We start from the raw sequence: 14,944 nt of genomic DNA, 5'->3' as shown, positions 1-14,944 counted from the left end.
GTTATTGTATCCTTATGTACATCATTCAACACCACGGAATCTCATATGCAAATTAAACCGCAAAATAACAATAGTGAAGTATATAAGTCAACAACAGATTTAAGTCGAGTGATAAAAGATGTTTTAGAACTTGCCAAAAAAGAAGGCGCTACCGATGCAGCAGTAGCTGTAAATTATGATCGAGGTTTTTCAGTCGATGTACGAATGGGGGAAGTGGAGACAGTCGCTTTTAGCGAAGATAAAGGGGTTGGCTTAACCGTATACATAGGTCAACGCAAAGGAGGAGCAAGTAGTACAGATACATCTCCTGAAGCATTACAATCTTTGGTTAAGGCTGCTTGTGAGATAGCGAAGGTTAGTGCTGAAGATCCTTGCTTTGGACTAGCTGATAAAGAATTAATGACAAAGAATTATCCAGATCTTGATTTGTATCATTCTTGGGATATTACCCCGCAACAAGCTATAGATTTGGCATTAAAATGCGAATCACATGCCTTATCTTTAGATAAACGGATTACCAATTCAGATGGTGTTAATGTTTCTTCCTATGAATCACATCACGGTTATGCCAATACACATGGTGGAGAAGGGTTTATTCATAGTACTCGACATAGTATAAGCTGCTCGGTAATTGCCAAAGAAGGTGATGAAATGCAAAGAGACTATGACTATACGACTGCCAGAAATGCAGAGAATTTAGTCTCAACCGATTTGATAGCAGCTAAAGCTGTTGAAAGGGCATTAAGTCGTCTGGGATCAAAACAAATTAAAACACAAATGACTCCAGTTATTTTTTCTTCAAGAGTTTCCAGTGGATTATTGGGTAGCTTTGTGAGCGCTATCAGTGGTTCGAATTTATATAGAAAGAATTCCTTTTTAATTGATTCCATTGGACAACAATTGTTTCCTGAGTTTGTTCATATTTACGAGCAGCCACATTTAAAAAGTGCTTTGGGGAGCGCCCCTTTTGATGGAGAAGGGGTGCCTACGAGGCCCAATGTATTAGTTGAAAAGGGACGTTTGCTTCAATATGTTCTTGGCAGTTATTCGGCGCGAAAAATGGGTTTAAAGACAACAGCAAACAGTGATGGCGTTCATAATTTAACCATTGATCCTACTTGCGGGGATCTTGCCGACCTTTTGAAAATGATGCAGAAAGGTTTGCTGGTTACAGAATTAATGGGGCAGGGGGTGAATGGTATTACAGGAGATTATTCACGTGGAGCAAGCGGATACTGGGTTGAAGATGGGGTCATACAATATCCGGTTGATCAAATTACTATTGCAGGAAATCTTAAAGAAATGTACCGGATGATATTGGCAGTAGGTGGTGATATTAATCCCAATATTTCCATGCGCTGCGGCTCTATTTTAATAGAAAATATGATGGTTGCCGGGAAATAAAATGCTAAACCATAGAGGTTAATCGCTTGTTCTGTAATCTTGGTGATAGGTTCCAGGCAGATTTTTAGCGATATAACTAAAAACTTACCCTGGCTGCTTGCAGCCAGCTTTTTCTAAATTCCAGCAGATTTTCTTTAATGAAAACAGAGAACAGCTATAGAAATTGAACGAAACGTATTTAGCCTTTATCGCGAAAAATGATACGACCTTTAGAAAGATCGTAAGGAGTTAGTTCCACCTTAACCTTATCTCCAGTCAGAATTCTAATGTAATTTTTTCTCATCCGACCTGAAATATGAGCCGTAACGATATGTCCATTTTCCAACTCAACGCGAAACATGGTGTTGGGTAGTGTATCTATGACAGTACCAGCCATTTCAATGTGATCTTCTTTTGCCATATGTCTCTCAAATGATGTATCAAATTTTTAAAAGTGAAATAGTGCACTAAATTGCGGAAAATGGCAATCCAGTCTTGCAATTACATTTTTAAAGATATAGCCTAAGGCTCATTATTGAGAGATATTCAATTATTTTACCAGGCTGTATCCTGCCTCTAGCCATCCTTGTAATCCAGTCTCCAGAGAAGATACATTAGTATATCCCATTTTTTGTAAATTATCGGCTACCAAAGCACAGCGATACCCCCCGCTGCAATAAACTACAATACTGCTTTGACTGTCTGTGATAATTTTTTCAATGTCACGCTCAATAATCCCTTTACTTAAATGAATTGCATTCGGGATTTTACCCGTTTCCCACTCTTCTGCTTCACGAACATCTATTATAGTTAACTTTTCATTGTTATCGATTTTACTCTTTAAAATTTGAGGACTTATTTCATTTATACGTGTTTTAGCTTCTGCTACCAGTTTTAAAAAACCTTGCGAATGTTGCTTCATGCTTATTCTCACTCTGTTTTGTTTTCAAATGATAAAGGGGTATCGATAAAAAAATTTAATTAATAGACCAATTTCCTTTTTTGTCAGGGTATTTTAAAGTTTCCTGTAACATATGAAGAAATTCTTTTCGACTTATTATTTTTGCGCCAAGGCTCATTAAATGTAAGGTTGGTAACTGGCAATCAATAAAATCAAAATTCCATGATTGCATAATACTACATAAAAAGTGTAAGGCAATTTTAGAGGCATCTGTAATCGTATGGAACATGGATTCACCAAAAAAAGCATGCCCAAGGCTGATTCCATAGAGCCCGCCAACAAGCTTGGAGCCATCCCATATTTCGAAGGAATGCGCATATCCCATTTCATGCAATTGGGTATATGTCTCAATCATTTCATTAGTGATCCAGGTTTTATCAGTTCTGTCTGAACAAGTTGCACAGTATGAAATGACTCGTTGAAAAGCAGTATCAATAGTCATTTTAAAAGGTTTTTTTAGAGTTTTTTTTAAACTTCTGGAAATTTTAAATTCGTCAGGTATTAAGATCAGGCGTGGATTAGGTGACCACCAAAGAACAGGGTTACCGGGTTCATACCAAGGGAAAATTCCTTGAGAGTAGGCTTGCAAAACTCGCTGAGCGGTCAAGCCCCCCCCAATTGCTAATAAACCCTGTTTATCACTAGTTTCCGGATCAGGGAAAGTGTAGTTGCTATCGTAAGCCAATTTTATATTGAATCCAGGTATTTTTCAGCATCCAGGGCTGCCATGCACCCAAACCCTGCCGATGTAATGGCTTGTCTATAAACATGATCAGCAACGTCACCACAAGCAAATACTCCAGGAACAGAAGTGCTTGTTGCCATTCCATCAAGTCCTGATTTAATCAAGATGTAACCGTCTTTCATAGCCAGTTGATCTTGAAATATTGCAGTATTTGGTGTGTGTCCGATGGCTATAAAAATACCATCCATTGCCAGTTGAGTTCTTTCATCCGTTTTAAGGTTACGAATTATGGCTCCGGTGACTTTTTTTCCATCACCAACCACTTCATCAAGGGTTGAGTTCCATATTATCTTGATGTTACCTGAGTGTGCTTTCTCAAAGAGTTTATCCTGCAGAATTTTTTCTGCCCGTAAACTGTCTCTTCTGTGAATCAGAGTAACTGAAGATGCCAAATTTGATAAATAAAGTGCCTCTTCAACGGCGGTATTACCCCCTCCAATAACGCAAACAGTTTTATTGCGATAAAAAAATCCATCGCAGGTAGCACATGCTGAGACACCTCGTCCCTGGTAGGCAGTTTCTGAGGGTAACCCTAAATAACGAGCAGAGGCGCCTGTCGCAATAATCAACGCATCGCAGGTGTAAGTAGTACTATCCCCCTGAAGTGTAAAGGGAGCTTGCGCTAAATTAGCTTTGACAATATGATCGAATATGACCTGAGTATCAAAGCGTTCCGCGTGCTTTTGCATACGCTCCATTAGAGCGGGGCCTTGTAATCCTTCAATATCTCCGGGCCAGTTGTCTACATCAGTCGTGGTTGTTAATTGTCCACCAGGCTGCATTCCGGTGATTAAAACGGGATTCAGATTGGCTCTTGCGGCATAGACTGCAGCAGTGTAACCTGCAGGGCCTGAACCGAGTATGATTAAGCGATGGTGATTGCTTATGCTCATTGTCTCCGCCTTCCTTATTTTTTGTGTTAAGATGGCAAATATTATGACAAAAATAAAAACATTAAAATACCTATGGCAAAACAACATTTGGGAAAACAGGCTGGAATCCCTAAAAAATCCATGCCAAGCTTTATAATAAAACGCTTGTGTGAAGGGAGTTTTATATTGATTTTGACAGGAGCTCTTTTTGTTCTCTTGTCTTTATTTACTTATTCAACCAATGATCCAGGTTGGTCTCATGCCTCCCGTTCTGGCATGTCTGTTTCAAACTCTGGAGGACAAGTCGGTGCGTATATTGCGGATGCGCTTTATTTTGCATTTGGATATTTTGCTTTTTTATTACCAATAGCGTTTGTTTACATTGCTTGGGCCATCTTGAAAGATTTTCGCTCTTTTAAAGCACTGGACAAAATGGTTCTGTTACTAAGAACTGTTGGTTTTATCCTCATGGTTTCTGGCGGCTGTGGTTTATTGAGTATAAATCACCGCTTTGAATCAGTAGATGCCATTCACAGCTCAGGAGGTATTATCGGACAAACAGTTGGAAATGGTTGGTACCAAATGCTTAACTTAGAAGGAGCTACTTTACTTTTATTAGCAATGTTTCTTGTGGGAACAACCTGGCTGACCGGATTATCCTGGATAAAGGCAATTGAGTTAATTGGATATTATACAATAAATCTTTTCACATTTTTGGATAAATTCATCAGAAAAGGAACGCAGTTTGCTACTGAAAATCTTAACAAAGAGCAGTTAGAAAAACCATTGCTCAAAACTGAACAACTCCCCAAACCTGAAAATGAAAAAAAGAAGACTGTTCCTAAATTATTCCAGGACAAGAAAGATAAAGAGCATCAAAAGTCAACACCCATTTTAATTGCAAGTGAAGAAAAACCTGAAATTATCAAATCTATCAATGAATTCAAGGAAATTCGTCCTCCTAAAACAATAACCCCTGGAACTCTTCCCAGTCTAACGTTATTAGATAAAGGTCAACCAGGGAAGCCGATGGGAGGTTATACACATGAGGAATTGGAAAGTCTTTCAAGGGATGTAGAACAACACTTACTTGATTTCGGTATTCAAGCGGATGTTGTAGCCGTTCATCCAGGGCCAGTGGTAACCCGATTTGAATTGCAATTAGCAGCAGGGGTCAAAGTGAGCAAACTGACTGCTTTGGCAAAGGATTTGGCTCGTTCATTATCAGTTATTTCTGTTCGAGTTGTAGAGGTTATTCCCGGTAAAACAGTAGTGGGCCTTGAATTACCCAATCATTCACGTCAAGTGGTCAGGTTATCTGATGTTTTATCTGCTGACGTATATCAACAAGCCCACTCTCCCTTATCTTTAGCCTTGGGAGTTGATATTGGGGGGCATCCTATGGTGGTTGATTTGGCAAAAATGCCTCATCTACTAGTTGCAGGAACAACTGGTTCTGGTAAATCAGTTGGCATTAATGCCATGATTTTAAGTATTCTTTTTAAAGCAAGTCCAGAACAAGTCCGTTTAATTATGGTCGATCCAAAAATGCTGGAATTGTCAGTTTATGATGGGATTCCACATTTACTTACTCCTGTTGTTACTGACATGAAGGAGGCAGCGAGTGCGCTTCGTTGGTGTGTTGAAGAAATGGAAAGGCGTTACAGGTTAATGGCCGCGTTGGGTGTTAGGAATTTGGCAGGGTATAACACTAAAATTACGGAAGCGGCGGCTAGCGGCCAACCATTGTTAAATCCATTATGGAAACCTGTTGATTCTATGGATGAAACAGCACCAGAGTTGCAGGCATTACCTTATGTAGTCGTTGTAATTGATGAGCTTGCTGACATGATGATGGTTGTTGGCAAGAAAGTGGAGCAATTGATTGCTCGTATTGCACAAAAGGCAAGAGCGGCAGGAATCCATATGGTTCTTGCGACACAAAGACCTTCGGTGGATGTATTGACTGGATTAATTAAATCAAATATTCCAACAAGAATATCATTCCAGGTATCTTCAAAAATTGATTCACGCACTATACTTGACCAGCAGGGAGCTGAACAATTGCTCGGTCATGGTGATATGTTATATCTGGCGCCTGGGAGTGGGGCTCCTTTACGTGTGCATGGTGCTTTTGTCGATGATAAGGAGGTTCATCGTATCGCTGATGACTGGCGGTCAAGGGGAGAGCCTGATTATATTGATGATATTCTTAAAATGGGAAATGAAAGTGTGGACGGCGCTTTCGATGAGGACAGTGGAGGGCAATCCGTAGAAGACGATGATCCTCTTTATGATCAGGCGGTAGAATTTGTAATTCAGACACGTAAGGCTAGTATTTCTGCTGTGCAGAGAAGATTAAAAATCGGTTATAATCGTGCTGCCAGAATGATAGAGGAAATGGAGAGGACAGGAATAGTAGGTCCATTGGATGGTGGTTATCGTGACGTATTAGTAACATCAGTGACTGAGGACTGAATATGAATAAATTGTTTCTCATTTTATTGCTCGCTTTTTCGAATGGTGTGTTTAGCCAAACCTCTGCTGAAGTACTGCAGAGTAAATTAAATGCTATACAAACTATGACCGCAAATTTTAGTCAAATTGTAAAAGCAAAGAATCGTGAGGTATCACGTTCTTCAGGCTCCATGGCACTACAACGTCCAGGGCGATTTCGCTGGGAAACAAAAGATCCACTGGAACAGTTAATTGTCGCAGATGGTCAAAAAATGTGGATTTATGATGTGGACCTTGAGCAAGTTACAGTGAAAAATCAGGAAAAAGGGTTAGGAGGTACTGCTGCGTTGTTTTTGAGTGGTTATGATGAAACCCTGACTCATGATTTCGATGTGAGTGAAAAGCAAAAAGGAAAATTGACTATTTTTGATTTGAAATCCAAATCCGCAAAAGAAAATTTTCAAAGGATTAAGTTAATTTTCAGTCAAAGCACTTTGATTGGTCTGGAGTTATATGATCAGTTAGGTCAAATTACTAATGTTAAATTAGTGCAAATTAAGTCAAATCCCAAATTGTCTGGCAAATTGTTCCAATTCAAGCCTCCTAAAGGTGTAGATGTGGTAAAACAATAATTTCAATGTTGATTTATGAGCCTATTTAATAAAGAACCTGATCCACCATTGGCCGAAAGTTTAAGGCCTCAGCATATCGATGAGGTCATCGGTCAAAGTCATTTGCTTGGAGAGGGTAAACCCTTAAGACTTTGTTTTATGGGCTCCAAATTGCATTCTATGATCTTATGGGGACCACCTGGAGTCGGCAAGACTACTATAGCAAGATTAACTGCACAGGCTTTTGATTGTGAATGGATAGCATTATCAGCTGTATTTTCGGGAGTTAAGGATATTCGAGCTTCGATTGAGAAAGCGCAGGAATATTTAATTCATGATAAACGGACTATCTTGTTTATTGATGAAATTCATAGATTCAATAAAGCCCAGCAAGATGCCCTATTACCTTATACAGAATCAGGCTTAATTACTTTCATTGGGGCAACTACAGAAAACCCGTCTTTTGAAGTTAATTCAGCGTTATTATCACGGGCACAAGTTTATGTTTTAAAACCTTTATCAGAACAGGAGTTAAAACTCTTATTCCTTAGAGCTCACCAAAGAGCTTTATCTTCTCTGCAATTTACAGAGGAAGCCATTGATTTTTTAATTTCTTGTGCTGATGGAGATGCCAGGCGATTACTCAATTTACTTGAGCAAACAAAAGCAGCCTGCCTAACAATTAAAACAGTAGCTGTTGATGTAGAGCTTTTGCATAATGTGATAGTACAAAGTGGTCGACGTTTTGATAAAGGTGGAGAAGCATTTTACGATCAGATTTCTGCTTTACATAAGTCGGTACGAGGTTCTAATCCTGATGCGGCATTATATTGGTTATGTCGAATGCTGGATGGTGGGGTGGATCCATATTATTTAGCCCGACGTATTATTAGAATGTCATGGGAAGACATTGGCTTAGCAGATCCAAAAGCAATTCAAATTGCTAATGATGCTGCTGCAACTTATGAGAGGCTTGGCTCACCCGAGGGGGAACTTGCTTTAGCACAAGCTGTAATTTATTTGTCTGTTGCGGCCAAGAGTAATGCAGGATATGTGGCATTTAATCAAGCTATGGAATTTGTAAAAAGAGACAAGTCCAGAGAAGTACCAATTTACTTGAGAAATGCTCCTACTCAATTGATGAAAAAACTGGGTTATGGTCATGAATATCGATATGCGCATGATGAACCACATGGCTATGCTGCTGGTGAATGTTATTTACCTGAAGGAATGCCAGAGATTAATTGGTATAATCCAGTACAAAGAGGTTTGGAAACTAAAATTGCAGAAAAACTCGCTTTTCTGCGCCAATTAGACAAAGATGTGAAAAAGAAAGTTTGATTTATTCACTATTTAAATCAGTTTAGGTTTGCTACCCAATTTATCCCGAAGAACAAGTTTAATTGACATTGATATCCAGTGAAGTATAAAGAATATGTCAAAATTCTGACTGTAGGAAGCATGGATGATTCTTTAAAATCTCCCTGACCCCATTTACAATGATTTAAAAATTACAAATTGTTTATAGTTTTAAATATGTTCAAAAAAATCTGGTTATCAATTAGTTAATTGATTGATTTTAAATATATTTTAATCTTGGCCTGAACTTTGCTAGAGACATTTTATAATAATAATTAAAATGAATGACATGCATTATTCAAATTATCAAACTTGTGCAGTCAAACCTCAGATAGAATTATCTGAATGGGATATTCTATCCAGTTTGCCTACCGCCTTGGTAATTTTGAATGCTCAAGGCAAAGTGGTGTGGTTAAATCCTTCAGCTGAAGCGATGCTTGGTTATGGATTAATTGGTTCATTATGGTTAGATGTGATTCAAAAAGCATTTGTTCCAAGAGCTGATGATGGGCATGAGGTGTCTCTAGCTGATGGAAGGCGTGTGCACGTAGCCATTTCTTCTTTAGAGAGTTTACCCGGTATATTGATTACTTTGTCTGATATTACTGCAAGCAGAGATTATGAAGAAGCCAAAGAAAATGAAAAACGATTGGTTTCTATTGGGACAATGACTGCACAATTAGCTCATCAGATTAGAACCCCTTTATCTTCTGCTATATTGTATACTGAGCATTTAAATAATCTCCCGAATTTGGATCATCGCATTAAAAACTGGATTCACAGATTGCAAGAGTGCCATGCCAGTATAGAACAACAAATTCAGGATTTATTATTATTTGCCAGGGGAACTTCTATAGAACCAAAATATGTGGATATGGAGTTTTGGTGCTCTCAATTAATGCAAAGAGCTCAGCCATATATCGAGTCTTATGCAGCTGTATTACACGTAAATAACCATCTTATTGCTCGTGAATCCTCAATACATGGAGAGTCTTTAATTGGAGCAATTTTGAATCTGATAATCAACGCGCTACAGTCTGAAGCATCCCAAATTGATTTAACACTTGCATCTATGGATGATTCAGGTATACAAATATCAGTAGAGGATAATGGAAACGGAATGTCTGAAGAAGTCAGGACACAAGCATTTTCGCCATTCTATACAACAAAGGCACAAGGTACCGGTCTTGGATTAGCAGTAGTTTTTGCTGTAGTAAAAGCGCATGGTGGTCGAGTGACTCTTGAGTCGGCTGAAGGGATAGGAACACAGGTAACTATTTATTTACCTTGCCTGAACAGAAACGTAGGATAACTTTATCAAACAAAGGATTTTCTATGAGCCATGTTTTAATAGTTGAAGATGATTCAGTATTAAGAGAAGCGTTGGCTGAGACTATGACTATCTCAGGCCATACCTATATCACTGCTAAAGACGGTAAAGAGGCGTTAGCACTTCTTGAATTACATAATCCAAGTGTCGTACTCACCGACATAAGAATGGATAAATTAGATGGAAATCAGTTATTAAATGAAATACAAAAAAAGAGGCCAGGATTGCCGGTTATTCTAATGACAGCTTATGGCTCTGTAGAAGATGCTGTTACCGCGATTCGCAATGGCGCTGTTGATTATTTGCAAAAGCCCTTCAGTGCACAAGTCTTAATTGAAAAAATAAAGCAGTATATAAAAACTGATTTAGGTGAAGATGATAATGATCCGATTGCACGGGATCCTAAAAGCCAGGCCTTAATGACGATGGCTTTGAGAGTTGCCCAATCTGATGTGGGTGTTATGATTAGTGGAGAAAGTGGTACTGGAAAAGAAGTGCTCGCACATTTTATACATGATCATTCTTATCGAAGCAAGCAACCTTTTATTGCGATTAATTGTGCTGCAATTCCTGAGCAAATGCTAGAAGCCACCCTGTTTGGTTATGAAAAAGGTGCTTTTACGGGGGCATACAAATCTACCCCTGGAAAATTTGAGCAAGCCCAGGGCGGGACTTTACTTTTAGATGAAGTGAGTGAAATGTCCTTAGGTTTACAGGCAAAATTACTTAGAGTTTTACAGGAAAAAGAAGTAGAAAGGATTGGTTCAAACAAAATAATAAATCTTGATGTACGCATTATTGCGACGACAAATAGGCAATTAAAGGAAGAAGTTAAGGCAGGGCGTTTTAGAGAAGATCTTTACTATCGATTGAATGTTTTTCCTCTGCAATGGCACCCATTAAGAGAGAGAACAAGTGATATTATTCCATTAGCGAATTATTTAATCCGTAAGCATTGTCAGCATAAGCAACCAATAGTCCCAGTCATCAGCCCAGATGCGCAAAAAGCAATGTTGTCCTATTCATGGCCAGGGAATGCACGAGAGCTGGACAATGTTATACAAAGGGCTCTGGTGTTACAGACTCAAGGTATCATTGAAGAAGAGCATTTACAGATAACAAATTCACCTGCCATCGCTTCGGAAGCGAAGACAAAGAGTAAGAGTAAAAATTTACAGATGCATGAATATGAGTTAATAGAAAAAACATTATTAGAAAATGAAGGAAACAGACAAAAAGTTGCTGCGTTATTGGGAGTTAGCGAAAGAACTTTGCGCTATAAACTCGCAAAAATGCGTGAGGAAGGATACGTGGTTTAACAGGGGCTAAGAAAATGAGCGATATTAATACAGTAAATTTAATGAATCAAATGAAGACTCTGGCTGCCCAGGCTGAGGGCATAAAATTGGATTCTGGTTTAAATCACGTTTCTTTCAGTTCGGTTTTTCAACAGGCATTGAATCAAGTCAGTGAATTATCACAAACAGCAGATAGTTTAAAGACCCGCTTTGAAATGGGCGATCCTAATGTGTCCTTGGGAGAAGTAATGATAGCAAGCCAAAAATCCAATTTAGGGTTTGAGGCGACATTAAGAGTTAGAAACAAATTGGTACAAGCTTACCAGGATATTATGAATATGCCAGTTTAGCGCAATGTTTAGGGTAGTAGAACTTTTTCAACAGGTAAACATTATCAAACTCAGTAACAGGTGTTTATGGGGTTCTTTAATGTCATAATGAGTTTGCAAATGTTCTCAATAGAGTTTTAAAGCTCAGAGTGAAGTATTCTGAAAAAAGGATAAAAATTACAGGAGTAAATCATGGCATTGGCTGATAATGCTTCAGTGGCAGCTACAAAATTTGCAAGCTTATCTATACCACGCCAAATTGGAGTGTTGTTTGGATTGGCAGCCAGTATTGCAATAGGAGTGGCAGTGGTTCTATGGTCTCGTGATCCAAGCTATGTTCCTTTATATAGTCAGATCAATGCGCAAGACTCATCAGAGATTCTGACTATTTTAGAGCGCAATGGTATTGATTTTAAAATTGACAAGAATAATGGATTGTTGATGGTGCCTGCTGATGAGTTGCAAAGCGCGCGTTTGAAATTAGCTGCACAAGGGTTGCCTCGCGATACTGCTATTGGTCATGATCTTTTGGGTAGCGGCGGTGGAGTTTTTAATACCAGCCAGTTTATGGAAAACGCCCGATATAAGCAAGCTCTTGAGGCCGAATTAGCGCGTACGATTAGTAAATTTAATAATATTAAATCGGCTAGAGTGCACTTGGCAATTCCGAGAGAGTCAGCTTTTGTAAGAGACTCACAAGAGCCTAGTGCTTCTGTATTCATTGATGTTTATTCAGGATTTGAAATAAAAAAACATACTATAGCAGCGATTGTCAATTTAGTAGCATCAAGTATTCCGAATTTAAGCGCAGGAAGAGTAACAGTAGTTGATCAAGACGGGCAATTGCTAAATGAAGGTAGCGGATATAATCTCTTTTCGGAGACTGAGCGTTTTCTTGATTACAGACAAAACCTGGAACATCAATACGCTCAAAAAATTCAGGATATCTTAACGCCAATATTGGGATATGGCCGCGTCAGGGCCAAAGTATCTGCAGATATTGATTTTACCAGTTATGAGCAAACTCAAGAGTTGTTCAACCCAGAGCTCTCTGCTTTACGCAGTGAACAAACTATGCAAGAGAGTCGTAATGCGTCAAATGAAGCAAGCGGGGTTCCTGGGACATTATCAAATACTCCTCAACCAAATGGTTCTCTTGGGCAAAAAAATAATCCTCAACAAAAATCTACACCAAATAACTCGCCACAGCAAACCTCGTCAGATCAAATGCAGGCAAAGGATGTTCGCATGCAAACCACTAAAAATTTCGAATTGGATAAAACAATAAGTCATACTAAAAATCAACCGGGAACAATAAAACGCTTGTCTGTTGCGGTATTGGTAGATAATAGACCTGTAATGAATGATAAAACCAAGAAACTGGAGAAGAAACCGCTAACTAAAGAAGAAATTGAACAGATAAAGTTATTGGTCTCTGATGCTATAGGATTAAATGTCAAGAGAGGAGATAGCTTGAATGTGATCAACAGTAGTTTTGTAAAGCCAGATCCTATAGAAGCAATTCCAGAAGAACATTTTTGGCAAAAAGACAGTTTTTGGTCTGTGATTAAGCAGATTGGCGGGGCTCTTTTTATCTTGGCAATCCTATTTGGTGTATTAAGGCCTATGTTAAAAACTTTGGCAAGCAATAAAGACATGGACCAAGCTTCTAATAATCAGGATTCAGGCGACTTTACATTGGATGGGAAGATATCATTTAAGGATGTTCAGGATTATGAAACCCAGCTAAGTTTACTTCGTCAAGTGGTTGATAAAGAACCCAAACGCGTCGCACAAGTAGTGAAATCATGGGTTGATCGGGGGTAATTATGGACGGAATAGAGCGAGCAGCTATTTTATTGTTAAGTATGGGTGAAAAAAACGCTTCAGAAGTATTAAAGCATTTAGAACCCAGGCAAGTACAAAAAGTTGGTATGGCTATGTCAACGATGAATAGCGTGAGCAAGGCGAAAATGCAGAATGTTCTCATTGACTTTATCAGTGCAATTGAAGATCAAACCAGCTTAACTGTAGATACAGAGCATTATCTCAGAACCGTTCTCATAGAAGCTTTGGGTGAAGAAAAAGCAAATCCGTTTATTGATAGAATATTGGTATCAAACAAAGACAGTGGTTTGAATAAATTGAAATGGTTGGATGGACGTTTGATAGCCGAAGTGATTCGTAATGAACATCCCCAAATCATAGCCACTATATTAATTCATCTGGATAGTGAGCAATCCGCTGAAGTAGTTAGTTACTTTAGTGCAGAAAAAAGAGCGGAAGTGTTATTACGAATGTGTAATATTGATACAGTTAAACCTGAAGCAATTTCTGAGCTCGGTCATGTAATTGAAAAGCAGCTAAGCGGTCAAACCACAGGTAAATCATCTTCTGTCGGTGGAATTAAAACCGTAGCGGATGTGATTAATTTTTTGGATGGCGCCATGGAAGAAGAAGTACTGGAGAGAATTAAGGATTGGGATGAGGAGTTAAGCGAAAAAATAAGAGATAAGATGTTTGTTTTTGAAAATATCAAAGACATGGATGATAGAAGTGTACAAACTTTATTGCGAGAGGTTACATCTGATCAATTAAAACTAGCGTTGAAGGGTACTACTGAAACAACGAAAGAAAAAATCTATTCGAATATGTCGAAGCGAGCTGCTGATCTCCTCAGAGATGATATTGAGGTGCAAGGACCTGTAAGAGTTAGTGATGTGGAGCGGGCTCAGCGAGATATTTTAGCCATAGCAAGGAATTTGGCTGAAGATGGCAAGATTAGCCTCGGAGCAAAGGGGGGGGACGAATTAATCTAGTTACTCGTCTTAGGATGTGTTTAAGACATTTTATGGATATAGTAAAAATCATTAAGCAATAGTTCGCACCAAAATTGTATTTTATTTGTCCCAAATGGTGATTTTTGGTATGATTTGAGCCCGAGATAAGGTTAGATAACTATGTCAAATGAATTTGAGCCATATAGCAAAGAGGTAAAAAAAATTGAATTTACTACTTGGAAGTATCAGACTTCCAAAGATACTGAACCTTCACAGTCTGATGAAGAAGAATTGATTAATGAATTGGAAGCAGTGAAGCAGGAAGCTTTTCAAAAAGGTTATGCAGATGGGTTTCAACAGGCACAACAAGAAATTAATACAATTAAAGCAGAGCTGTCCAAGTGGTTGGAGTTAATCCAAAAACCAGTTCAAATTTTAGATGAGCAATTGACGCAGGAAATCATTCAAACCATCATCTGGTTAAGCCAACATTGTGTTGCTGTTGAGCTTTCTGTTAATCCAGATAAGCTAAATGATTTATTGAATAAAATAAAAGGTGAGTTACCTTCTTTAAGTGGCAAGAAGTCTATAAGCATGCACCCTGATGATGTGCGATGGATTAAAGAAGTATTTTCTGAAAGCAATATCCCTGGTCTTCATGAATTGTTAGTGGCTGATCCAGCATTAAATCGCGGAGATTTTTATTTACAAGGTGAACACAGCGAGTTGGATGGTCGAATTCAAACCCGTTTTACTACCTTATTCAATGAATACATTAATAAAGAGAATATAATCCAAATGGGCGTTTCTCAGGAATAG

At 38.5% G+C, this 14,944-nt stretch carries 14 protein-coding genes; 10 read left to right on the top strand and 4 right to left on the bottom strand.

The genetic code is table 11. The features are described from left to right. The first annotated feature begins 45 nt into the window (after positions 1-45). Positions 46-1,404: a metalloprotease PmbA gene (pmbA, locus tag OQJ02_RS08340; RefSeq protein WP_265718738.1), complete on the top strand. Its 1,359-nt coding sequence runs from the start codon at positions 46-48 to the stop codon at positions 1,402-1,404. 178 nt (positions 1,405-1,582) lie between these two features. Here the strand turns inward: pmbA and infA are convergent, their stop codons facing one another. The 4 genes from infA to trxB form a co-directional block, all read right to left on the bottom strand. Then, the gene (gene infA, locus OQJ02_RS08335; RefSeq protein ID WP_010947496.1) at positions 1,583-1,804 is read right to left on the bottom strand and encodes a translation initiation factor IF-1; all 222 of its coding nucleotides are present in this window, start codon (positions 1,802-1,804) and stop codon (positions 1,583-1,585) included. Positions 1,805-1,933: 129 nt separating this feature from the next. Beyond that, positions 1,934-2,305: a rhodanese-like domain-containing protein gene (locus OQJ02_RS08330; RefSeq protein WP_265718737.1), complete on the bottom strand. Its 372-nt coding sequence runs from the start codon at positions 2,303-2,305 to the stop codon at positions 1,934-1,936. A 55-nt stretch (positions 2,306-2,360) separates the two neighbouring features. Continuing rightward, on the bottom strand, positions 2,361-3,029 hold the full coding sequence (gene aat / locus OQJ02_RS08325) for a leucyl/phenylalanyl-tRNA--protein transferase (protein ID WP_265718736.1): 669 nt from the start codon (positions 3,027-3,029) through the stop codon (positions 2,361-2,363). 2 nt (positions 3,030-3,031) lie between these two features. Beyond that, positions 3,032-3,982: a thioredoxin-disulfide reductase gene (gene trxB, locus OQJ02_RS08320; RefSeq protein WP_265718735.1), complete on the bottom strand. Its 951-nt coding sequence runs from the start codon at positions 3,980-3,982 to the stop codon at positions 3,032-3,034. Positions 3,983-4,054: 72 nt separating this feature from the next. On the opposite strand from trxB, the gene OQJ02_RS08315 reads away from it, so the two are divergent. From OQJ02_RS08315 to OQJ02_RS08275, 9 genes are all read left to right on the top strand, one after another. Then, on the top strand, positions 4,055-6,439 hold the full coding sequence (locus OQJ02_RS08315) for a DNA translocase FtsK (RefSeq protein ID WP_265718734.1): 2,385 nt from the start codon (positions 4,055-4,057) through the stop codon (positions 6,437-6,439). Positions 6,440-6,441: 2 nt separating this feature from the next. Continuing rightward, a complete protein-coding gene (gene lolA / locus OQJ02_RS08310) occupies positions 6,442-7,050 on the top strand; it encodes an outer membrane lipoprotein chaperone LolA (protein WP_265718733.1) in 609 nt (202 codons plus the stop codon). A gap of 15 nt (positions 7,051-7,065) precedes the next feature. Beyond that, positions 7,066-8,370, top strand: coding sequence for a replication-associated recombination protein A (locus OQJ02_RS08305; protein WP_265718732.1), 1,305 nt, complete (start codon positions 7,066-7,068; stop codon positions 8,368-8,370). 298 nt (positions 8,371-8,668) lie between these two features. Then, positions 8,669-9,700: a sensor histidine kinase gene (locus OQJ02_RS08300; RefSeq protein WP_265718731.1), complete on the top strand. Its 1,032-nt coding sequence runs from the start codon at positions 8,669-8,671 to the stop codon at positions 9,698-9,700. A 23-nt stretch (positions 9,701-9,723) separates the two neighbouring features. Continuing rightward, entirely contained in the window at positions 9,724-11,037 is a 1,314-nt protein-coding gene (gene fleR, locus OQJ02_RS08295) for a sigma-54-dependent response regulator transcription factor FleR (protein WP_265718730.1), read from the top strand. 14 nt (positions 11,038-11,051) lie between these two features. Next, complete coding sequence (gene fliE / locus OQJ02_RS08290; RefSeq protein WP_265718729.1) at positions 11,052-11,366, top strand: flagellar hook-basal body complex protein FliE; 315 nt, start codon at positions 11,052-11,054, stop codon at positions 11,364-11,366. A gap of 171 nt (positions 11,367-11,537) precedes the next feature. Next, complete coding sequence (gene fliF / locus OQJ02_RS08285) at positions 11,538-13,172, top strand: flagellar basal-body MS-ring/collar protein FliF (RefSeq protein ID WP_265718728.1); 1,635 nt, start codon at positions 11,538-11,540, stop codon at positions 13,170-13,172. Positions 13,173-13,174: 2 nt separating this feature from the next. Beyond that, on the top strand, positions 13,175-14,164 hold the full coding sequence (gene fliG, locus OQJ02_RS08280; RefSeq protein WP_027227871.1) for a flagellar motor switch protein FliG: 990 nt from the start codon (positions 13,175-13,177) through the stop codon (positions 14,162-14,164). 141 nt (positions 14,165-14,305) lie between these two features. Then, on the top strand, positions 14,306-14,944 hold the full coding sequence (locus OQJ02_RS08275; RefSeq protein ID WP_265718727.1) for a flagellar assembly protein FliH: 639 nt from the start codon (positions 14,306-14,308) through the stop codon (positions 14,942-14,944).

It is taken from the genome of Legionella sp. PATHC032 (assembly GCF_026191185.1).
In the GTDB taxonomy this organism is placed as follows: domain Bacteria; phylum Pseudomonadota; class Gammaproteobacteria; order Legionellales; family Legionellaceae; genus Legionella.
This window is presented reverse-complemented; position numbering and strand designations above follow the sequence as displayed.